The organism is Solidesulfovibrio sp. DCME, from assembly GCF_049995385.1.
Classification (GTDB): Bacteria; Desulfobacterota; Desulfovibrionia; order Desulfovibrionales; family Desulfovibrionaceae; genus Solidesulfovibrio.
This window is the reverse complement of the sequence record NZ_CP188261.1, coordinates 4,066,672-4,087,562: the sequence shown is the minus strand read 5'-3', so window position 1 is coordinate 4,087,562 and position 20,891 is coordinate 4,066,672. Positions and strand designations below refer to the sequence as shown.

General features: G+C 69.3%; 16 protein-coding genes and 1 tRNA gene. 13 read left to right on the top strand and 4 right to left on the bottom strand.

The window, feature by feature from the left end; genetic code table 11:
* Positions 1-102 precede the first annotated feature (102 nt).
* From ACP59X_RS18065 to pheT, 7 genes are all read left to right on the top strand, one after another.
* A tRNA-Val gene (locus ACP59X_RS18065) sits at positions 103-177 on the top strand.
* A gap of 69 nt (positions 178-246) precedes the next feature.
* Entirely contained in the window at positions 247-2,190 is a 1,944-nt protein-coding gene (thrS, locus tag ACP59X_RS18060; protein ID WP_428561063.1) for a threonine--tRNA ligase, read from the top strand.
* Positions 2,171-2,713 carry a translation initiation factor IF-3 gene (infC, locus tag ACP59X_RS18055; RefSeq protein WP_428569957.1) on the top strand — a complete coding sequence of 181 codons (543 nt, stop codon included), beginning with the start codon at positions 2,171-2,173 and terminating at the stop codon, positions 2,711-2,713. The genes thrS and infC overlap by 20 nt, the downstream gene beginning before the upstream one ends.
* A gap of 25 nt (positions 2,714-2,738) precedes the next feature.
* Complete coding sequence (gene rpmI / locus ACP59X_RS18050) at positions 2,739-2,936, top strand: 50S ribosomal protein L35 (RefSeq protein WP_428561060.1); 198 nt, start codon at positions 2,739-2,741, stop codon at positions 2,934-2,936.
* 41 nt (positions 2,937-2,977) lie between these two features.
* Positions 2,978-3,331: a 50S ribosomal protein L20 gene (rplT, locus tag ACP59X_RS18045; protein ID WP_428561058.1), complete on the top strand. Its 354-nt coding sequence runs from the start codon at positions 2,978-2,980 to the stop codon at positions 3,329-3,331.
* Positions 3,332-4,378, top strand: a complete 1,047-nt coding sequence (gene pheS, locus ACP59X_RS18040; RefSeq protein ID WP_428561055.1) for a phenylalanine--tRNA ligase subunit alpha — start codon at positions 3,332-3,334, stop codon at positions 4,376-4,378.
* 152 nt (positions 4,379-4,530) lie between these two features.
* Positions 4,531-6,936, top strand: coding sequence for a phenylalanine--tRNA ligase subunit beta (gene pheT / locus ACP59X_RS18035; RefSeq protein ID WP_428561053.1), 2,406 nt, complete (start codon positions 4,531-4,533; stop codon positions 6,934-6,936).
* Between the two features lie 123 nt (positions 6,937-7,059).
* Here the strand turns inward: pheT and ACP59X_RS18030 are convergent, their stop codons facing one another.
* The 4 genes from ACP59X_RS18030 to ACP59X_RS18015 all read right to left on the bottom strand — a co-directional run bounded on the left by ACP59X_RS18030 (position 7,060) and on the right by ACP59X_RS18015 (position 12,096).
* On the bottom strand, positions 7,060-8,838 hold the full coding sequence (locus ACP59X_RS18030) for a methyl-accepting chemotaxis protein (protein ID WP_428561050.1): 1,779 nt from the start codon (positions 8,836-8,838) through the stop codon (positions 7,060-7,062).
* 66 nt (positions 8,839-8,904) lie between these two features.
* The gene (locus ACP59X_RS18025; RefSeq protein WP_428561048.1) at positions 8,905-9,363 is read right to left on the bottom strand and encodes a cache domain-containing protein; all 459 of its coding nucleotides are present in this window, start codon (positions 9,361-9,363) and stop codon (positions 8,905-8,907) included.
* 124 nt (positions 9,364-9,487) lie between these two features.
* Positions 9,488-11,566: a tetratricopeptide repeat protein gene (locus ACP59X_RS18020; protein WP_428561046.1), complete on the bottom strand. Its 2,079-nt coding sequence runs from the start codon at positions 11,564-11,566 to the stop codon at positions 9,488-9,490.
* A 29-nt stretch (positions 11,567-11,595) separates the two neighbouring features.
* Positions 11,596-12,096: an A24 family peptidase gene (locus tag ACP59X_RS18015; protein WP_428561043.1), complete on the bottom strand. Its 501-nt coding sequence runs from the start codon at positions 12,094-12,096 to the stop codon at positions 11,596-11,598.
* 153 nt (positions 12,097-12,249) lie between these two features.
* Between ACP59X_RS18015 and ACP59X_RS18010 the strand changes: the two genes are divergently transcribed.
* The 6 genes from ACP59X_RS18010 to ACP59X_RS17985 all read left to right on the top strand — a co-directional run bounded on the left by ACP59X_RS18010 (position 12,250) and on the right by ACP59X_RS17985 (position 20,873).
* Entirely contained in the window at positions 12,250-14,670 is a 2,421-nt protein-coding gene (locus ACP59X_RS18010) for a response regulator (RefSeq protein WP_428561041.1), read from the top strand.
* Positions 14,671-14,967: 297 nt separating this feature from the next.
* On the top strand, positions 14,968-17,565 hold the full coding sequence (locus ACP59X_RS18005; protein ID WP_428561038.1) for a PEP/pyruvate-binding domain-containing protein: 2,598 nt from the start codon (positions 14,968-14,970) through the stop codon (positions 17,563-17,565).
* Between the two features lie 32 nt (positions 17,566-17,597).
* Positions 17,598-18,383: a hydroxypyruvate isomerase gene (gene hyi, locus ACP59X_RS18000; protein ID WP_428561036.1), complete on the top strand. Its 786-nt coding sequence runs from the start codon at positions 17,598-17,600 to the stop codon at positions 18,381-18,383.
* 18 nt (positions 18,384-18,401) lie between these two features.
* Positions 18,402-19,376 carry a 2-hydroxy-3-oxopropionate reductase gene (garR, locus tag ACP59X_RS17995; protein WP_428561034.1) on the top strand — a complete coding sequence of 325 codons (975 nt, stop codon included), beginning with the start codon at positions 18,402-18,404 and terminating at the stop codon, positions 19,374-19,376.
* A gap of 100 nt (positions 19,377-19,476) precedes the next feature.
* Positions 19,477-19,959 (top strand): SH3 domain-containing protein, encoded by a 483-nt coding sequence (locus ACP59X_RS17990; protein ID WP_428561032.1) that lies wholly within the window; start codon positions 19,477-19,479, stop codon positions 19,957-19,959.
* Positions 19,956-20,873, top strand: a complete 918-nt coding sequence (locus ACP59X_RS17985; protein WP_428561030.1) for a M48 family metalloprotease — start codon at positions 19,956-19,958, stop codon at positions 20,871-20,873. The genes ACP59X_RS17990 and ACP59X_RS17985 overlap by 4 nt, the downstream gene beginning before the upstream one ends.
* Positions 20,874-20,891: the final 18 nt, after the last annotated feature.

Below are 20,891 nucleotides of genomic sequence, written 5' to 3'. Positions count from 1 at the left end.
CGCCAACGTCTTTGGTACCCGAAAATTTCTGGGGAACGAAAGATTTGGGGTTGACTTCGGGACGAGTTTGGGGCATTTAGCCTGTTCCCTGATTCTGTTTATAGGACCGTAGCTCAGGGGGAGAGCGCTTGCTTGACACGCAAGGGGTCGGGAGTTCAAATCTCCCCGGTCCTACCATGAAATGACAGGGAGGCTCCGGCCTCCCTTTCTTTATAGAATGGGGGCATCCCGTTCGGAGAAGGCGACGTGCATATCTCTGTCGATGATAAAATCCTTGAAGCGCAGGCCGGCGAACCGTGCGGGCAGGCGCTTTCGCGCGTTGTTTCCGGGAAGCGTCTCAAAAACGCCGTGGCCTGCCTTGTCGACGGGCAACCCCGTGACCTGGCTACGCCCCTGCAGGAAGGCACTCGCGAACTCGGACTCATCGCCGCCGACTCGCCCATGGGCCTTTCCGTCATCCGCCACTCCGCCGCCCATATCATGGCCGAAGCCGTCAAAAAGCTCTTTCCCGCCGTCCAGGTCACGATCGGGCCGGCTATCGAAAACGGCTTCTACTACGATTTCGCCTTCGAGCGCCCCTTCACTCCCGAAGACCTCGAAGCCATCGAGGCGGAGATGCACAAGAGCATCGCCGCTAATCAGCCGTTTTCCTGCACCTTCGTGCCCAAGGCCGACGCCAAGGCCTTGTTCGCCTCCCAGGGGGAGACGTACAAGCTCGAGATCATGGACGAAAATATCGAGGGCGACACCGTTTCCCTCTATCGCCACGGCACGTTCACCGATCTGTGCCGCGGCCCCCATGTGCCGGCTACGGGCATGGTCAAGGCGGTCAAGCTCCTCTCCGTGGCCGGCGCCTACTGGCGCGGCGACGAGAAGCGCCCCATGCTCCAGCGGATCTATGGCGCCGCCTTCGCTTCGGAGGCCGACCTCAAATCCTATTTGCATCATCTTGAAGAAGCCAAGAAGCGCGACCACCGCAAGCTCGGTACCCAGCTCGACCTGTTCAGCTTCTCCGAGGAAGTGGGCGCGGGCATGCCCATCTGGCACCCCAAGGGCGAGCTGGTGCGGACCATCCTGGAAGATTTCGAGCGGCGCGAGCACCTCAAGCGCGGCTACCAGCTGGTACGCGGCCCGCTGATCCTGCGCCGCGAACTCTGGGAGCGCTCGGGGCACTACGACAATTACCGCGAGAACATGTATTTCACCGAGATCGACGAGCAGGCCTACGGCATCAAGCCCATGAACTGCCTGTCGCACATGCTCATCTATAAATCGCGCATCCGCAGCTATCGCGACCTGCCCCAGCGCTACTTCGAGCTGGGCGTGGTGCACCGCCACGAGAAGTCCGGCGTGCTCCACGGCCTCATGCGCGTGCGCCAGTTCACCCAGGACGATGCCCATATCCTGTGCCGGCCCGACCAGCTCCTGGAGGAGATCGCCGGCGTGATCAAGTTCGTCCAGGACGTGGTGGGGCTTTTCGGCTTCGACTACGAGGTGGAACTGTCCACCCGGCCGGAAAAGTCCATCGGTTCGGACGAGGACTGGGAACGCGCCACCAAGGCCCTGGTCGATGCCATGGAGTCCCTGGGCCTGCCCTACGAAGTCAACGAGGGCGACGGCGCCTTTTACGGCCCCAAGATCGACATCAAGCTCACGGATGCCTTGGACCGCCGCTGGCAGTGCGCCACGGTGCAGTGCGACTTTACCTTGCCGGACCGCTTCGATCTCGTCTATACCGACACGGATGGGGAGCGGAAACGGCCCGTGATGCTGCACCGGGTGATTCTCGGCGCGGTGGAACGGTTTTTGGGCGTGCTCATCGAGCATACCGCCGGCGCGCTGCCCACGTGGCTTGCCCCGGTGCAGGCCCGTATCCTCAACGTTACCGACGCCCAGAAGGAGTTCGCCGAACAGGCTCGCGACCACTTGGCCGCTGCCGGCATTCGGGTCGAACTCGACGACCGCAACGAGAAACTGGGTTTCAAGGTGCGTGAGGCACAGATGGAAAAGATCCCCTACATGCTCGTGGTGGGGGATAAGGAAAAGGAACTCGGCGGCCTGAACGTCCGGCTACGCTCCGGGGAGAACCTTGGTGTCAAGTCCCTGGACGAGGTGGCTCTCATGATCACGGCCGATTGCCAGGAACCGTTCAAGCGTGGAGGGATGCGCTATAACTTCCGCTCCCAGTAGTGACCCCCGGTGCAACCACCGGATTCGGGCCCGCGAAGTGCGGGTGATCGCCGACGACGGCGCCCAGGTGGGCATCATCCCCACCAGCGAGGCGTTGCGCATGGCGCAGGAGAAGGGGCTCGACCTCGTCGAGGTGGCCCCCAACGCCGAGCCGCCCGTGTGCAGGATCATGGACTTCGGCCGCTTCAAGTATCAGCAGCAAAAAAAGCTGCAGGAAGCGCGTAAGAAGGCGACCACGGTCCAGCTCAAGGAGATCAAGGTTCGCCCGAAGACCGACGAGCACGATTACCAGACCAAGCTCAAGCACATTCGCCGCTTCCTGGAAGAGGGCGATCGCTGCAAGGTCACGGTGTTTTTCCGCGGCCGCGAAATCGTGCACAAGGACCGGGGCCAGGTCATTTTGGCTCGGGTGGTGACCGATCTGGGGGAACTGGCCAAGGTGGAGCAGGAGCCGCGCACCGAAGGCCGCATGATGACCATGCTGCTCGCCCCGCAAGTCAAGAAAACCCCGGCGCCCGCCTGATCGCGCGCGCTTTAAGGAGTCCGACATGCCCAAGATGAAGACCAACCGCAGCGCCGCCAAGCGCTTCGGCAAGACCGGTTCCGGCAAGTTCACCCGGCGTCGCCAGAACCTGCGTCATATCCTGACCAAGAAAAGCGCCAAGCGCACCCGCCGACTGGGCCAGGGCGCCCTGGTCGATTCGGCCAACGAAAAGGCCGTGCGCCGCCTGCTGCCCTACGCCTAGGCGTTGGGCCTCGTCCAAAAAACGCCAAAGGAGCCGAAAGCATGCGCGTCAAACGCGGACAAGCCGCCCATAAACGGCACAAGAAATATTTGGCCATGGCCAAGGGCTATGTCGGAGCCCGCAGCAAGCTGTACGAAACCGCCCGCGAGGTCGCCGAACGCTCCCTGGTCTACGCGTATCGCGACCGCAAGCAGCGCAAGCGCCAGATGCGCAAGCTCTGGATTCTGCGCATCAACGCCGCCGCCCGCGAGAACGGCCTGTCCTACAGCGTGTTCATGCGCGGACTGACGCTCGCCGGCGTGGAACTCGACCGCAAGGTCCTGGCCGATATGGCCGTCAAGGAAAAGGACAGCTTCCAGAAGCTGGCGGAGCTGGCCAAAGCCAAGGTGATGTAAGTGGGAAACGAACCCACGCTCGTAACCGAGCTTGAGGGCCTGGTCGGGGAGTGCGCCGCGCGCCTCGACCAGGCCTCGACGCTTGAGGACCTCGAGGCCATCCGGGTCGCCTACCTCGGCCGCAAGGGGCGCCTGGCCGGGCTTATGGCCCAACTGCCGCACCTCGACGCCGACGGCCGTCGCGACGCCGGCCGGGCCGCCAACACGGTCAAGCAGTCCCTGACCGGGCTGTACGACGCCCGCCTGGCCAGCTTGGCCAGTGCCGCCCAGGCCGCCGCCCTGGCCGATTTCGACCCCACCACCCCGGGCCTGGCCCCCTTTGGCGGCAGCCTGCACCCCGTGACCCTGGTCACGGCCGAGATCTGCAAGGCCCTGGGCGAACTGGGTTTCTCCATCGTCACCGGCCCCGAGATCGAGACCGACTACTACAATTTCGAGGCGCTCAACATGCCGCCCGAGCACCCCGCCCGCGACATGCAGGATACCCTGTACATCACGGACAGCGTGGTGCTGCGCACCCATACCTCGCCCCTGCAGATCCGCACCATGCTGGCGCAACAGCCCCCTGTTGCGGTCATCGCTCCGGGCAAGGTCTACCGCCGCGACTCGGACCTCACCCACACGCCCATGTTCCACCAGATCGAGGGGCTCCTCGTCGACGAGGGCGTGTCCATGGCCGACCTGCGCGGCACGCTGACGGCCTTTGTCCGGCGCATCTTCGGGCCGGCCACCAACGTGCGCTTTCGGCCGAGCTTTTTCCCCTTCACCGAACCCAGCGCCGAGGTGGACATCTCCTGCGTGCTGTGCGGCGGCAAGGGCGCGACCGCAGCCGGCACCTGCCGGGTGTGCAAGGGCACGGGCTTCGTCGAGATCCTCGGCTGCGGCATGGTCGACCCCAACGTCTTCGACGCCGTGGGTTACGACACCGAGCGCTACACCGGCTTTGCCTTCGGCATGGGCGTCGAGCGCGTGACCATGCTCAAGTACGGCATCGGCGACCTGCGCATGTTTTTCGAAAACGACGTTCGGTTCTTAAGCCAGTTTTAATCCAGGGGGTTCTTTCCCCGGATCAGCCCCGACGTGGTCGGGCATTCCTTCCGTGAGCGTTCCTTTGGAGTGCTCCGGGAGGGTGGGGTCCGGGGAGGGAACCCCTTTTTGCAAAAAGGGGTTCCCTCCCCGGCCGCCGGAGGCACACGAACATGCTGCTCAGCTTAGCCTGGCTTCGCGAATTCACCCCCTATGACGGCACGCCCCAGGAACTGGCCGCGCGCCTGACCATGCTCGGCCTCGAAATCGAGGAAATCAAAAACCCCTTCGAGGCCATCATGGCCGTGGTGGTCGGCCGGGTGCTCACCCGGCAGGCCCATCCGGATTCGGACCATCTGTCCTGCTGCACCGTCGATGTCGGCGGCCCGGCGCCGCTGCCTATCGTGTGCGGCGCGCCCAACGTCGCCGCCGGCCAGCTCGTGCCTGTGGCTACGGTTGGCGTGACGCTCCCCGGGGGGCTGACCATCAAGAAAAGCAAGATCCGCGGCCAGGCCTCCGAGGGCATGATCTGCTCGGAGTCCGAGCTGGGGCTGGCCGAGGGCAAAAGCGCCGGCATCATGGTCCTGCCCGAGACCTGCGCCGTGGGCCAGGCCCTGCCCGAAGCGCTTGGCCTGGACACCTGCGTCCTGGACGTGTCGATTACGCCCAACCGGGCCGACTGCCTGAGCGTGCTCGGCATTGCCCGGGAAACGGCCATGGCCTTCGACCTGCCCCTGTCGCTGCCCGACGTCGCCTACGCCGAGTCCGGCCCCTACGCCGCCTCCCAGGTGGCCATCGCCATCGAGGACCCGGACCAGTGCCCGGTCTACCGGGCCAAGCTCATAAGCGGCGTCACGGTCGGCCCCTCGCCGGACCGCATCCGCTGGCGCCTGTTGGCCATCGGCCAGCGGCCCATTTCCAACATCGTCGACGCCACCAACTACGTGCTCTTCGAGCTCGGCCAGCCCCTGCACGCCTTCGACCGGGCCAAGCTGGCCGGCAACCTGATCCAGGTGCGAAACGCCAGCGAGGGCGAGAAGATCACCACCCTCGACGGCCAGGAGCGCTCCCTCACCGCCCGCGACCTGCTCATCTGCGACGCCGCAAAGCCCGTGGCCCTGGCCGGCGTCATGGGCGGGGCCAACAGCGAGATGGAGGCCGGCAGCACCGACGTGCTCCTCGAATGCGCCATCTTCCGCCCCGGGGCCATCCGCAAGACCGCCCGCCGCCTGTCGCTGCCCAGCGAAGCCTCCTACCGCTTCGAGCGCGGCGTGGACCAGGTCGGTTCGGTCTACGCCATGCACCGGGCCGTCTCGATCATGCTCGAAACGGCCGGCGGCACGGCGGCGCCCGGCGAAGCCAGCGCCGAGCCCAAGCCCTTCGTCGCCCGGGCCATCGCCTTCCGCCCGGCCCGGGCCAGCCTGCTGCTGGGTGTCGCGATGCCCGAGGCCTTTTGCCGCAAGACGCTTGCGGCCCTGGGCTGCGCCGTCACCGACACCGACCCCTCGGGAGTGGCGGCCGTGACCCCGCCGCCGTACCGGCTGGACCTCGAGCGCGAGGCCGACCTCATCGAGGAAGTGGGGCGGGTGTACGGCCTGGACCGCATCGCCCCGAAACTGCCGCGCGTGGCCAAGTCCCTGGACGATGCCGCGCCCGAGACGGAATTCGCCTTCTGGGCCCGACTCCGGGCCTACTGCGTGGGGGTTGGGCTGCGCGAGGCCGTCAACTACAGCTTCGTCGGCCACGGCGACCTCGACCTGCTGTGCCTGGATGCGGCCTGCCGCGTGCCCGTGGCCAATCCGCTCTCCGAAGACCAGAATGTCATGCGGCCCATGCTGGCCCCGGGGCTTTTGGGCGCCGTGCGCCACAACATCGCCCAGGGCAACGCCAACCTGCGCCTGTTCGAGGTGGCCCGCATCTTCACCGCCGACCCCGAAGCTCCGTCCACGGCCCGGGAGGCCGGCCGCCTGGGCATCGCCCTGCACGGCGCCCGCCATCCCGAAGGCTGGCCCTGGCCCAAGGACGAGACGGCCGGGTACGCCGACATCAAGGGCCTGGTCGAAGGGCTCGCGCGCCATTTTCACCTGCCCGAGGCGGCCTATGGCCAGGGCGCCGGCCTGCCGTGGCTGGCCCCCCATGTCACGGTGACCCTGGGCGACACCTTCCTCGGCTGCATCGGCCAGGTGGCGCCCGAAACCGCCGACGCTTTTCACGCCAGAAGCCCGCTGTGGATCGCCGAACTCGACATCGACGCCCTGCGCCGGCTGGTGGACGCCCGCAAGCCCGGTTTCACGCCGCTGCCGGGCTTTCCGCCGGTGCGCCGCGACATCACCCTGGCCGTGCCGGCCGGCGTGACCGTGGGCGCCATCCTCGGGGCCGTCCGCGAGGCCCGCTCGCCGATCCTCGAGGATGTGCTGCTCATCGACGCCTACACCCCCGAGGAGGGCGGCGATCGCCGGCTGACCTTCCGCCTCACCTATCGCCATCCCGAAAAGACCCTCAAGGACAAGGACGTGGACAAGGCCCACGAGGCCCTGGCCCAGGCCGTGCTGGCCAAGCTGCCGGTGACGCGGCCCTAGGGGGGAGTCGTTTCGCGACCGCGAGCAAGGCCGTTCCGTTCGGGGCGGCCTTTTTTCATGGCTGTGGGCGGGACTGGCCGGGAAAGGGCCGCCGGGCAAGGGATATGCCCGATTCTTGCGGGCCTAGGCCTGGCGCTGCATGTCCAGGATGAGCTGTTGCAGGACATGGGCCTGGCGGGCCAGGTCGGTCACGGCCTGGGTGGCCTGGCCCATGGCCTGGGCCGTGTCGGCGGCGATGGCGGTCACGTCCTGGATGGAGCGGTCGATTTCCCGGCCCTCGTCGGCTTCGCGCTTGGAGGCCGTGGCGATGGAGGCGACCTGGGCCGAAGTCCGCTCGATGAGGCCCACGATGGCGGTCAGGGCCGCGCGGGAGGAGTTGGCCAGGTCGGTGGAGGTGGCGATGGCGGCCACGGCCCCCTCCACGCCCTCGATGGCCACCCGCGCCCCGTGCTGGATGTCGCCGATGGCCACGTGGACCTCCCCGGTGGCGGCCATGGTTTTTTCGGCCAGCTTGCGGACCTCGTCGGCCACCACGGCGAAGCCCCGCCCGGACTCGCCGGCCCGGGCCGCCTCGATGGCGGCGTTGAGCGCCAGGAGGTTGGTCTGGTCGGCGATCTCGCTGATCACGCCGATGACCCGGCCGATGCCTTCGGCCTGCCCGCCGAGGGTGGCCATGTCCTTTTTGAGCCCGAGCGCCATCTCCTGGGCCTGGCCGATGCCGGTCACCACCGTGGCGACCACGGCCTGGCCCTCCTGGGCCTTGGCCCGGGCGTCCTCGGCCGTGCGGGCGGCCTCGTCGGCGCTTGCGGCCACGCCGGCGATGGTGCGTGTCATGTCGTCCATGGCCGTGGCCGTGCCGCCCAGTTGCCGGGACTGCTGGTCCATGCCGCGGCTGGTCAGCTCGATCTGGGTGGAGAGCTCCTCCGAGGCCGACGTCAGGATATGGGCCACCTGCTCGATTTCCGAGGCCGCCTGGGCGATGCCTTGGCGCGTGGCCTCGGCCGCGTCTTCCCGGGCTTTCTCGGCGGCGGTGGTGGCCTCCCGGGCTTTTTGGGCCTCGCGGGCGGCTTCCTCGCCCTTGTCCCGGGCCTCGGCCAAAAGGCGCTTGAGTTCCGCCACCATGCGCGTCAGAGCCCCGGACAGTTGGCACAGCTCGCCCACGCAGCGCACCTCGAGGGGCGCGTCGAGCCGCCCCCGGCTGACCGCGTCGGCATAGGCGACCACTGCGGCCAGGGGGCGGGTGATGATGCGCGTCAGCCCCAGGCCGAAGGCCAGGGAGAGCAGGGCGCCCAGGGCCATGCCCAGGACGATGTTGCGGGTATCGGCCCGGGCGGTTTCCTCGGCCGCCCGGGAGACCTCGGCCGAAGCCGTGACCGTGGCCTCGATGGCCGCGTCCAGGGCGGACAGGCTTTGCTTGTGCATGGCCCGCATGTCCGAGGTGGTGGCCAGCACGTCCATGGTGGCCAGGATGTCGGCCTTGTCTTTTTCCCATTCGTGGATCTTGGCGAACAGGGCGTCATTGGCCTGGCGGGCCTTGTGGAGGGTGGCCACCAGGGCGTCGACGCGGGCTTTCTCCTCGGGCGTCTTGGGCGAGGCCGCGACCTCCTCCATGGCCTGGCGGATGGTTTCCCGGGCGTTTTGGACGGTGGCCGTCTGCTCGGCGGCAAACGCGCCGTCGATGCCGGGGATGAGCAGCGTGCGCTGGGCCACGATGATCTCGCGCATGGCCGTGCCGATGCGCAGCAGCGCCGGAATGACCGGCAGGCGGTTTCGGACGATGTCCTCCATGGAGGAGGAGGTTTGGCGCAGTCCCATGTAGCCGACGGCGCCCACGGTCAGGGCAATGACCGAAACCACCAGGAACGCGCCGATGATGCGCGTTCCCATGCGCAGACCAGGCATGGCAGCCTCCCGGGCAGGTTGGTGTGACGGGTACGCGGCGGCTCCTTGTGGGCCCCGCGGCCGTTGCTACTTGTACGCCCCGCAGCCGACAAGCAGGCCGTCCACCTTTTCCATGTACATGGATTTGGGCTCGATGAGCTTGTTGGCGGGATTGAGGAACTTGTAGTCCTGCCAGAAGCTGTCCTTGGTCTTGGCCAGTTCCACGCGCTCCTTGACGAAGTACTTGCCGTCCGGGTCGCGCAGTTCGAGGAGGTCCTTGCCGATCTGCTTGGCGTTGGCCCCGTGGGCCAGGCATTTGCCGTTGACGTCGTACACGACGACGTAGAGGTCGCCCTTTCGGAAGGGGCCGTTGGGGTCGCTTATGGCGGCAAAGGTTTTTTCCGTTCCGTCGGCCTTGATGGCGGCCACGGCTTTTTGGACCATGGCCACGGCCTCTTCCTTGGTCCCGCGTTCCTGGGCCGGGGCGTTGGCGGCGAAACAGAGCAGGCCGAACAGACACAGCCAGACGACGGACAGGCGTTGCATGGGGACCTCCTTGCGGCGGGCGCGCGTGTTTCGGGAAAGGGAAAGCTTTTCCGATACTAGAAGGGGAGGGCCGGTTTTGCAAGGGGGGCGCCGCAAAAACAGGGCTCGTCCACTCTGCCCGCCGTCAGAACAGGGCCTTGGGGTCGGCCTCGGACGCCGGCGGCGGGGCCACGGCCTGGGCCTGGGGGCCGGCGGGCGAGGAAAAACCGGGGCCTCGCGCGCTTGGCGGCAGGAACTTGATGGCGGCCAGGATCGCATCCTCGGCCTCGGGGTCGAAGGGAGCGGGCTTGTAGGCGGCCAGGCGTTCGCGCACGCGGTCGATCTGTTCGGGCACGAGCTTTTTTTCCAGCACGGCCTTGGCCTTGGCCGCCCGTTGCAGCAGGGGGTCGCTGCCCGGGGCGGCACTGGCCAGGGTCAGCCAGAAAAGGGCCGATTCGAAATCGCGCGGCACCACCCGGCCTTCGTAGAAAAAACCCGCCAGCATGGCCTGGGCCTGGGGAAAGCCCTGGCCGGCGGCCAGGCAGTACCAGCGGAAGGCTTCCTTGGGGTCCACGGCCGTGCCCCGGCCGGTCAGGGTCATGGTGGCCACGTTGGTGCGGGCGTGGGCGTCGCCGCGCTTGGCCGCCTCGCGCATGAGGGTCAGGGCCTTGGCCTCGTCCACCGGGCCGCCCTTGCCGGTCAGGTACATGAGCCCCAGGTTGAACTGGGCCCTGGGGTCGCCGGCGGCGGCGGCCTTTTCGTACCAGATGCGGGCCTCGGTGAAATCCGGCGGCCCGGCCAGGCCCTTGGACAGCAGCGAGCCCAGGGCGAACCCGGCCTCCACGTCGCCGGCCTCGGCGGCCTCGCGGTAGAAATCCATGGCCTTGGCCAGGTTGGCGGCGCTGGGGAATTCCTCCTCGGACAGGGCGGCCAGCAGCCCCTTGGCCTCGGGCAGCCCGGCCTTGGCGGCCAGCCGGCACCAGCGGAAGGCCTCGGCCGGGTTGCCGGCCACGCCCATGCCGGCCAGGTGCAGCAGGGCCATGGCGTACATGGCCTGGGGATCGCCGGCCCAGGCCGCCCTGGACAGATAGCCCGTGCCCGTGGCCACGTCCCCCGGCAACCGGCCGCGCACCATGCCGAAGCCCAGCAGGGCGGCCGAGGCCGCGTCGCCGGCGTCGGCGGCCTTGGTGCAAAAACGCACGGCCCGGGCGGCGTCGCGGCGGTCCTCGGGACCGGCGGCGAACAGCCGGCACAGGTCGGCGGCGGCGGTGTCGCTGGCCGCGCCGGCGGCATCGTAGAGGGCCATGGCCCGGCCGGGGTCGCGGAATACGCCCAGTCCCGCGTAATACATATCCGCCAGTTTGAGCATGGCCGCCACATGGCCGGCCTCGGCGGCCCGCTCGAACAGGCGCGCCGCTTCCAGGGGATAGGCCGTCACGCCCTGGCCGGAGAGGTAGTCGAGGCCCAGGGCGTAGGCGGCCGGGGCGTAGCCGGCCTCGGCCGCCCGGCGGCGCAGGGCGGCGGCCTTGGCCGGGTCGGCGGCCACGCCCCGGCCCGTGGCGTAGAGGTCGGCCAGGCGGTTTTGGGCTTCGGGATCGCCGGCAGCGGCCGCTGCCGCCAAAAGGGTGGCCGCGTCGGCCGGGTCGCCGCCGCGCGGGTCGCCCGCGGCTCCCAGGGCCAGCAGGGCCTGGCCCAGGGCCGTGGCCGCCTGGGCGTCTCCGGCCGTGGCCGCGCGGCGCAGCAGCGACAAGGCGGCGTCGGGATCGGCCGCCACCCCCGCGCCGGTCAGCAGCATGAGGCCCAGCCGGCCCATGGCCACGGTATCGCCCCGGTCGGCGGCCTTGCGGTACAGGCGCGCGGCCGCGGCGTCGTCGCCGGCCACGCTGCGCGAGAGCTCCCCGGCCCGCAACAGGCTCGGGACATGGTTGTGGCGCGCCCCGGCCGTGAACAGCGCCAGCGCCCGGCGCAGGTCCGGCGGGCCGGCAAGCCCTTTTTCCATAAGCAGGCCCAGCCGGTAGGAAGACGGCACCGAGCCCCGGTCGGCCGCCGCCGCCAAAAGCGGCCCGGCTTCCTCAAAATGGCCGGCGTCGTAAAGCCGCGCCCCGCGTTGCGGTGTGGCGCAACAGGCGGCGATGACCCAGAAGGCGGCCAGCAGCAGCCCGCCGTAGCCCACGGCGGCCAGGATTTGGCGGCGCACGGCGGTATGAGCGACGGGGGAGGGCATGGTGCGGTGGTCCTTGGCCTTCCCGGGCCTCACAGCCAGGGCAGGCGCAGCGTGATGTAAGGTTGCCCGGCCAGGCGCAGGGCCATGGCGGCCAGCGCGCCGACGGCGATGGCCGGCCCGTAGCACGGCCGAAAGCCCGGCCGCCGGCCCGTCCGGCCGGCCAGGTGCAGCCAGGCCAGCCATGAAAGCAGCAGCAGGCCGCCGGCCACGCTCGTGAAAAGCACCGCCGTGACCACGGCCCCGGCCCCCAGCCCCGCCCCGACCACGGCCATGAGTTTGACGTCGCCGGCACCGAGCACCTTGAAGATGTGGGGAATGAGGAAAATGACGAAGCCCCCGGCCAGCCCCAGGGCGCTGTCGGCCAGGCCCGGCAGCCCCGAGAAGGCGCCGTGCACGGCCAAAAGCACGGCCATGGCCGGAAAGGTGATCCGGTTGGGAATGCGCTGGGTGCGCAAGTCGGCCACCGCCGCCGCCAGACAGGCCAGGGCGGTCAGGGCGAAGGACAGGATGGTTTCCGCATCCGCTGCCATGGCATCTCCCGCATCTGGCCGTGTTCTTATCGGCTCGCAGGCGCCTTGTCCAACGGCCGCCTTGACGGCCGCCCGGAAAATCGTCCATTTTCAATCAGAGCGGCTCAATGCGCGCGGGCCTTTCGGCCCAGGGCCGGACTCATCGGAGCCTTCATGGAAAAAGACCGCGCCGACGCCCTGGGCCAACCGGCCGCACCGGCCCGGGATGTCGGCCTGCGCCAGGCGCTTGCCGCCGCGCGGGAAACCATCGAGCGGCTGCGGGGCGAGGCGGACGCCGCCAAACAGGTCAAGGCCGACTTCATGGCCCGCATGACCCACGAGATGCGCACGCCGCTTTCCGCCATCATCGGCCTGGCCAACCTGGCCCTGCCCCTGGCCGGCGATCCCAAGCTCATCGATTACCTCGACAAGATATTGGCCAGCGCCCGGGGCCTGCTCGGCGTTGTGGACGACATCACGGATTTTTCGCGCCTGGAAAAGGGGCTGGTGGACCTGGCCCCGGCGCCCTTCGACCTGGAAGAGGCCGTGACCCGGGTGACGCAGCGGTTCGCCCAGGCCGCCCGGGCCAAGGGCCTGGTGCTCGCGTCGCGCCTGGCGCCGGGATTGGTTCTGCGCCTGGTGGGCGACCAGGCCCGGCTCGAAGGCGTGCTGTCCCATCTGGTCGGCAACGCGGTCAAATTCACGGAAAGCGGCCGGGTGGACCTGATCGTGACGCCCTGCTGGCGGCGCGGCGGCGCGGTGCGCCTGCGTTTTGCCGTGCGCGACACGGGCATCGGCATGGACCGGGCCACCATCCCCGACATGCTCGAATCCTTCACCCAGGCCGACGGCTCCCTGTCGCGGCCCTATGGCGGCACGGGGTTGGGCCTGGCCCTGGTCCGACGCGGCGCGGTACTGCTTGGCGGCGCGCTGGAAGTGCAAAGCGAACCCGGCCACGGCACCATCTTCTCCTTCGAAGCGACGTTCGACGAGGACGCCGACGGGGCGCAAGCCCCGCTTCCGGGACCAGCCGAGGAGACGCCGGCCGACGTCATGGCCGGGGCGATGCAACACCCGCCCCTGTCCGGGGTGTTGCTGCTGCTGGTCGAGGACAACGCCATCAACCAGCAGGTGGCCCGGGAGATGCTCGTGCGCCTGGGCGCGACCGTGGACGTGGCCGGGCATGGCCGCGAAGCCGTGGACATGGTGGGCCGGGCCTTTTACGACGCCGTGCTCATGGACGTGCAGATGCCGGTCATGGACGGCCTGGAGGCCACCAAGGCCATACGGGCCCTGCCCGGCGGGGCCGATGTGCCCGTCATCGCCCTGACCGCCCACGCCCTGGCCGAGGACCGGGACCGCTGCCTGGCCGCCGGCATGAACGACTATCTGACCAAACCCATCGACACCGGCCGGTTGCTGGCCACCCTGGGCCAGTGGATCGCCACGGCGGCCGGGGCGGCCCGGCCCGCGCCCGGCCCGCTGCCGCCCCTTTTGCCCGGGACCGCCCAGGGGGCGCCGGCGGGCATCGACGCGGCCAAGGCCCTGGCCCGCCTGGGCGGCAACGAACGGCTGTTGCACAGCGTGGCCGCGGAATTCGCCCGCGACTACGCCGGCAGCGCCACGGAGATCCTGGGGCTGGCCCGAAGCGGGGACATGGAAAGCGCCAGGCGCCTGGCCCATACCGTCAAGGGCGTGGCCGGCAACATCGCGGCCGACGTCTTGGCCGTGGCCGCCCGCGACCTCGAGGCGGCCCTGGGCGCGGGGAACCTGCCCGAGGGCGAGCGCCTCGAGGCCTACGACCGGGCCCTTCGGGCCACGGTGGCCGACGCCGACCGCCTGGCCCCGGCCGGCGAGGCGATCCCGGCCTGCCCACAGGGGAAATGCCTGCACGTGCTGCTCGTGGATGACGCCAAGCTCAATCGGGCCGTCTTCGGCCAGATCCTGCGCGGCGCCGGCCACAACGTGACCACGGCCGAAAACGGCAAGGAGGCCTGCCGGCTGCTGTTCGGGGAACGCCCGGCCGCCCGGCCCTTCGACTGCATCCTCATGGACATCGAAATGCCGGTGATGGACGGCCCCACGGCCAGCCGCGTCATCCGCGGGCTGCTTTCGGCCAGCGCCAACCCGCCCTGCGCCCGCGACATCCCCATCGTGGCCCTGACCTCCCACGACGTGGACGAGGAACGGGACCGCTGCCTGGCGGCCGGCATGGACGCCTGCCTGCCCAAGATTTTCGAGCGCGAGGTGTTGCTCGACGCCCTGGCCCAGGTCCTGCGCCTGCGCGGCGATACGCCGCGCCGCGGCGGGTCCCGCAGGATAGCCGGCCAGGCCGGTCAGGGCCTGGCGCCCATCCTGCGCGGGCTGTGCGAGCACCTGCGCGCCGGCAGCGTCCGGGCCGACGAGGACCTGCTCGCCCTGCGCCAGGCCCTGGCCGACAAGCCCGAACCGCCGGAATTGGAAGCGCTTGTCGCGGCCGTCGAGCGCTACGCCTTTGCCGAGGCCCTGGGCCTTGTGCCGGGCCTGGCCCGCCGCCTTGGCCTCGAGGCGGACGACTGGGGCCGGCCCCGGGAAGGCGAGGACCGGTGCGACTGACGGCGGCCCGGCCAAGGCGGGGCCACCGGCCGCGGCAGCCTTCCGGTCGCGGCGCGACGCACGGGCCGCCTTACTTGCGGCGCAATTTGCGGCCGATGTAGATGCCGATCACCAGGGAAAAGGCGACCACGAGCGTGACGATGGCGAGATTGGCCCCCATGCGCTCCTCCTGCCCGACGGCGGCACGCTGGCCGTTGCGTTCGGGCGAGGGCAGACTAACGGGGAAAACGGCCGGGCGCAAAGGATATGCGCCCGGGGCGGCGGGGCGGCTCCCCGGGCCGCCTGGGGAGGATGCCCATGGGCACCGTGCTTGAGGGGTTGCGCAGCCTGTTTTCGGGGTTCTCCCGCCGCGACCGTGGCGGCAAAGAGGAAACCGCCACGGTTTTTCGCAACAAGTACAACGAATTCCAGTCACTGCTCGAATCCAACACCGAGCTGCTCAAGATCTTTTCCGAAATGGAGGTCATGCTCGAAGGCCGCGAGGTCTTCGGCATGGCCTTTATCCGCTCGCGCACCAGCCGGGCCATTTTCCACGCCATCCGCATGATCAAAAGCTTCGAGCGCCTGTCCGGCCGGCCCCAGCCCGTGCTGCTGGCCCTGGTCGAGTCCCTTTCGGGTACGATCAAGACCGTCATCGAGGGCCGGGTCAATCCCCACCGGGGCAAGCCGGTGCTTGCGCTGGCCGACGTCACGGCCGACATGGTGGACCAGGTCGGCGGCAAATGCGCCAACCTGGGCGAGGTGGCCAATCGGGTGGGCCTGCCCGTGCCCGGGGGCTTTTGCGTGACCACGGCCGCCTTCCGCGACTTTTTCGCCGCCGCCGGCCTGACGGAAACCATCGCCAGCATCCGCCTGGGCATCGCCCCCGACGACCCGGCCTCCATGGCCGCCGCCGCCGAGGACATCCAGGCCGCCATCCTGCGCGCCCCCCTGCCGGGCGACCTGGCCGAGGCCATCGCCGCCGCCGCCACGGCCAGCTGCGGCCCCGACGGCCCGGCGGCCCGCTTCGCCGTGCGCTCCAGCGCCATCGGCGAGGACGGCGAGCTGTCCTTCGCCGGCCAGTACCTGACCATGCTCAACGTCGCCCCGGACCGCATCGCCAGCGCCTACAAGTTCGTCATCGCCAGCCTCTACACCCCCCGGGCCATGTCCTACCGGCTGCTCAAGGGCATCCCCGACGACGACGTGGCCATGGCCGCCGCCTGCCTGCGCCTGGTGCCGTCGGTCGCGGCCGGGGTGCTCTATACCAGGCTGCCCGAGGAGCCTTGCCGCGAGGAGCTGCTCATAAACGCCGTCTGGGGCCTGGGGCCCTACGCCGTGGACGGGGTCATCACCCCGGACGCCATGTGCCTCGACCGGGAGACCCTGGCCGTCACCCGGTGCACGGTCGCCGAGAAGCCCCGCATGCTCGTCCCCTCGCCGACCGGGGGCCTGACCGACGTGCCCGTGCCCGAGGGGAGGCGGGGCCAGCCTTGTCTGACCGACGACCAGGCCCGCAAGCTCGGCGCCTGGGGGCTGTTTCTGGAACGCCATTTCGGCCGTCCCCAGGACATGGAATGGGCGCTGGCCGGGGATGGGGAGCTTGTGGTGCTGCAATCGCGCCAGCTCACGGCCCTGGCCGAAGGGGGCTGCCTGGCCGGCGGGCCGCCCGTGCCCGGGGCCGAGGTCCTGCTCGAAGGCGGCCAGAGCGCCTGTTCCGGCGCCGGGGCCGGCCCCGTGCACCTTGTCCACGGCGACGAGGACCTGGACTCCTTTCCGCCCGGCGCCGTGCTGGTGGCCCCGCACAGCGCGCCCCAGTTCATGGTGGCCATGCAGCGGGCGGCGGCCATCGTCACCGACCAGGGCAGCGTCACCGGGCACATGGCCTCCTTGTCGCGCGAATTCGACGTGCCGACGCTGCTGGGCCTGGGCGAGGCCACCACCCGGCTGGCCAACGGCCAGGAGGTCACCGTGGACGCCACGTCCGGGCGCGTCTACCGGGGCCGGGTGGAAAGCCTGCTGACCCAGCCCGACGAAGCCCCGGCCTTCATGGCCGGCACGCAGGTCCACGCCATCCTGGCCGCGGCGGCCCGGTGCGTCACACCCCTGACCCTGCTCGACCCCAAGGCCCCGACCTTCCGGCCGGAAGGCTGCCAAAGCCTTCACGACGTGACGCGCCTTTTGCACGAATGGTCCTACGGCGAGATGTTCGCCGTCAGCGACCTGGCCGCCGGCCAGCGGGGCGTGACCACCGTGCTCGACGCAACCACGGGCCTGGACCTGCACATCATCGACCTCGGCGGCGGCATCCGCGACGAGGCGTCCGGCAAGCGCCGGGTCGCCCCGGCCGACATCGCCTCGCGGCCCTTTCTGGCCCTGCTGACGGGGCTCGTGCTCTCCGAGGAGGCCAAGGCCCTGCGGCCGGTCAACCTGGGCGGCTTCCTCTCGGTCATGTCCGAACAGCTCGTCAGCCAGCCCACGGCCGGCAGCGACCGCTTCGGCGAGAAATCCTACGCCATCATCTCGGACAAGTACCTCAACTTCAGCTCCCGCGTGGGCTACCACTACGGCGTGCTCGACTGCTACTGCGGGGCCACGGTCAACAAGAACTACATCACCTTTTCCTTCGCCGGCGGCGCGGCCGACGACGTCAAGCGCGCGCGCCGGGCGCGGGCCATCGGCCGCATCCTGGACGCCCTGGGCTTTACCGTGGAGGCCGCCGCCGACCGGGTGGCCGGGCGCTACCAGAAAGTCCCGGCCGCGCTTATAGAGGAAAAGCTCGCCCACATGGGGCGGCTTTTGCAGTTCACCCGCCAGACGGACATGCTCATGGTCAGCGAGGCCAGCATCGAGGCCATGGTGGCCTGTTTCCTGTCCGGCGCGCCCTGTTTCGACCCGGCCCGGGCCGCTTCCTGAGGCGCCGCCGCCGTTTCGCAAAGGAGTATGCCATGCCCCGATTCGCCGCCAACCTGACCATGCTTTTTACGGAGGCCCCCTTCCCCGACCGCTTCGCTGCGGCCAGGGAAGCCGGGTTCCGCTGCGTCGAGTACCTGTTCCCCTACGACCACCCGGCCGGCACCCTGCGCGGGTTGCTCGACGAAAACGGCCTGACGCAAGTGCTTTTCAACCTGCCCTGCGGTGACTGGGCGGCCGGGGAGCGGGGCATCGCCGGGCTGCCCGGCCGCGAGGCCGAGTTTCGCGACGGCGTCGGGCGGGCCCTGGACTATGCCGCCACCCTCGGCGTGACCCGGCTCAACTGCCTGGCCGGCAAACTGCCCCCGGGCGCCGACGTGGAGGAGGCCTGCGCCGTCATGGCCGGCAACGTGGCCTTCGCCGCCGACGCCCTGGCCGCACAGGGCCTCACCCTGGTCATCGAGGCCATCAACCACTACGACATCCCCGGCTTTCTGCTCTCGCGCACAAACCAGGTCATGGCCCTTCTGGAGGCCGTGGCCCGCCCCAACGTGGCCATGCAGTACGACGTCTACCACGCCCAGCGCGAGGAAGGGGAGCTTGCGGCCACCCTCACCGCCAACCTGCCCCGCATCGGCCACATCCAGGTGGCCGACAACCCCGGCCGCCACCAGCCCGGCACCGGCGAGATCAACTATCCTTTCCTTTTTGCCGCCCTGGACCGCCTGGGCTATGACGGCTTCGTGGGCCTGGAGTACATCCCCGCCCCCGACACCCTGGCTTCCCTTGGCTGGATAGGGGACATGGGCCTGACCTTGTAAATCCCCCCGTCAGGGGGATTGGGACGGAAGCTCCCCCCGGCGGAGAGGTCCAGGAGAGGCCGCGCCTCTCCTGGTCGCCGAAGGCTTTCTTACAGAGGTATCCCTATGAAAAAAATCGGGTTCATCGGCCTTGGCATCATGGGCAAGCCCATGTGCCGCAATTTGCTCAAGGCGGGCTACGAGCTGACGGTGTTCAGCCGCACGGCCGAAAACGTCGCGGCGGTCACGAGTCATGGGGCGATCGCCGCCCCGTCGCCGGCCGCCGTGGCCAAGGCCTGCGAACTGGTCATCACCATGGTGCCGGATTCGCCGCAGGTGCGCGAGGTGGTCCTTGGTGAAAACGGCGTCCTCCACGGCGCCGCCCCCGGCCTGTACGTGGTGGACATGAGCTCCATCGCCCCCCTGGCCAGCCGGGAGATTGGGGCCGAACTGGCCAAGGCCGGCGTGCGCTTTCTCGACGCGCCGGTCAGCGGCGGCGAGCCCAAGGCCATCGAGGGGACGCTCACGGTCATGGCCGGCGGCGACGCGGCCGATTTCGAGGCCGTCAAGCCCGTGCTGTCGGCCATGGCCGCCTCGGTCACCCGGGTGGGCGAGGTCGGGGCCGGCAACGTGGCCAAGCTGGCCAACCAGGTCGTGGTGGCCATAAACATCGCGGCCATGTCCGAGGCACTGGTGCTCGCGGCCAAGGCCGGGGTCGAGCCCGAGCTCGTCTACCAGGCCATTCGCGGCGGCCTGGCCGGCAGCACGGTCCTCGACGCCAAGGCGCCGCTGGTCATGGACCGCAAGTTCGATCCGGGCTTCCGCATCAGGCTCCACGTCAAGGACCTGGCCAACGTCATGCAAACGGCCAATAATTTGCATGTGCCCCTGCCACTTACGGCCTCGGTCATGGAGGTCATGCAGGCCATGCTGGCCGATGGCTGCGGCGAGGACGATCACGGCAGCATCATTCGCTATTTCGAGAAGCTGGCCCATGTGACCGTTTCGCGCTGATCGGCGTTTTGACGAATAGTGGTCAAACACACGGCCGCGCCCGCCCGTTTGCGGGGCGCGCGTCTGCGGCGGCGCGCCCCGCGCCGCAAAGGAGATCGTCGTGGGCATACGCAAATCGGTCGTGGCCCTGGCCCTGGCCGTCAGTCTCGGTTGTGCCGTGGCCCTGGCCGCCAAGGTCATGAACGTGTCGGTACGCGACGGCCAGGTGCGGCAGACGCCGTCGTTTTTCGGCAGCATCGTCGGCAAGGCGACCTACGGCCAGAGCGTGACCGTGGCCGAGGAGCAGGGTGACTGGGCCAAGGTGACGCTGCCCGGCGGCGTGTCGGGCTGGATGCACCGCACGGCCTTGACCGAAAACAAGGTCGCCCTGTCCGGCGGAGCGGCCGGCACGGGCAATGTGTCCGGCAAGGAAATGGCGCTGGCCGGCAAGGGCTTTTCCGCCGCGGTCGAGGCCGACTACCGTCGCAGCCACGGCGGCGACTACGCCGCCATCGACGCCATGGAGCGCGTCAGCTACGATCCGGCGACACTGCTGGCCTTCCTCAAGCAGGGCGGCGTCACGCCCAAGGGAGGCGCCCGATGAAGCCGCGCTTCCTGCTTGCCCTGGCCTGGCTGGCCGTTGGCGGACTGTTCCTGTTTGGCTGCAACAATCCCGATGCCGTCTCCCGGGTCATCGGTTCCTTCGGCGCCAGCCTCGGCGGCGCGCCTGTGGGCGACTACGCCGCCTCGGCCGCCAAAAGCGTGCAGGCCGTGGCCCATGCCGCCGAGGATTTCACCCCCGAACAGGAATACTACATCGGCCGGGCCGTGGGCGCCTCGCTTTTGGGCAAGTACCGGCCGCTTAAGGACGCCAAGGCCAATGCCTACGTCAACGAGGTGGGCCAGGCCCTGGCCATGTTTTCCGACATGCCGCAGACCTACGGCGGCTACCATTTCCTGATTCTCGATTCCGCCGACATCAACGCCTTTGCCGCGCCGGGCGGGCTCATCTTCGTCACCCGCGGCATGCTGCGCTGCTGCGCCGGGGAAAACGCCCTGGCCGCCGTGCTGGCTCACGAGATAGGCCATGTCCAGGGCAAGGACGCTATGCGGGCCATCAAACGCTCGCGCACCACCGAAGCCCTGGCCATCATCGGCGGTGAGGCCGTCAAACAGGTCGGTGGTGCGGAACTGAGCCGGCTGACCGACATCTTCGCCGACTCCATCGGCGACATCATGTCCACCATGGTCAACAACGGCTATTCCCGCACTCTGGAATACCAGGCCGACAAGACCGCCATCGCCATCCTCACGCGTACCGGCTACGACCCGGCCGGGCTGCCGGACATGCTGGCCGAGATGCAAAAGCGCCTCACCCCGGGCGGCGCGGATTTCGCCAAGACCCACCCGGCGCCCCAGGATCGTATCACCGAACTGGCCAGCCTGGCCCGCGTGGCCGAGGTCAAGGAGCCCGCGGCGCGTATGGCGAGGTTCAAGGCGGCCTTGGGGAACATATAAGGGCGAAGAGGGAAGATG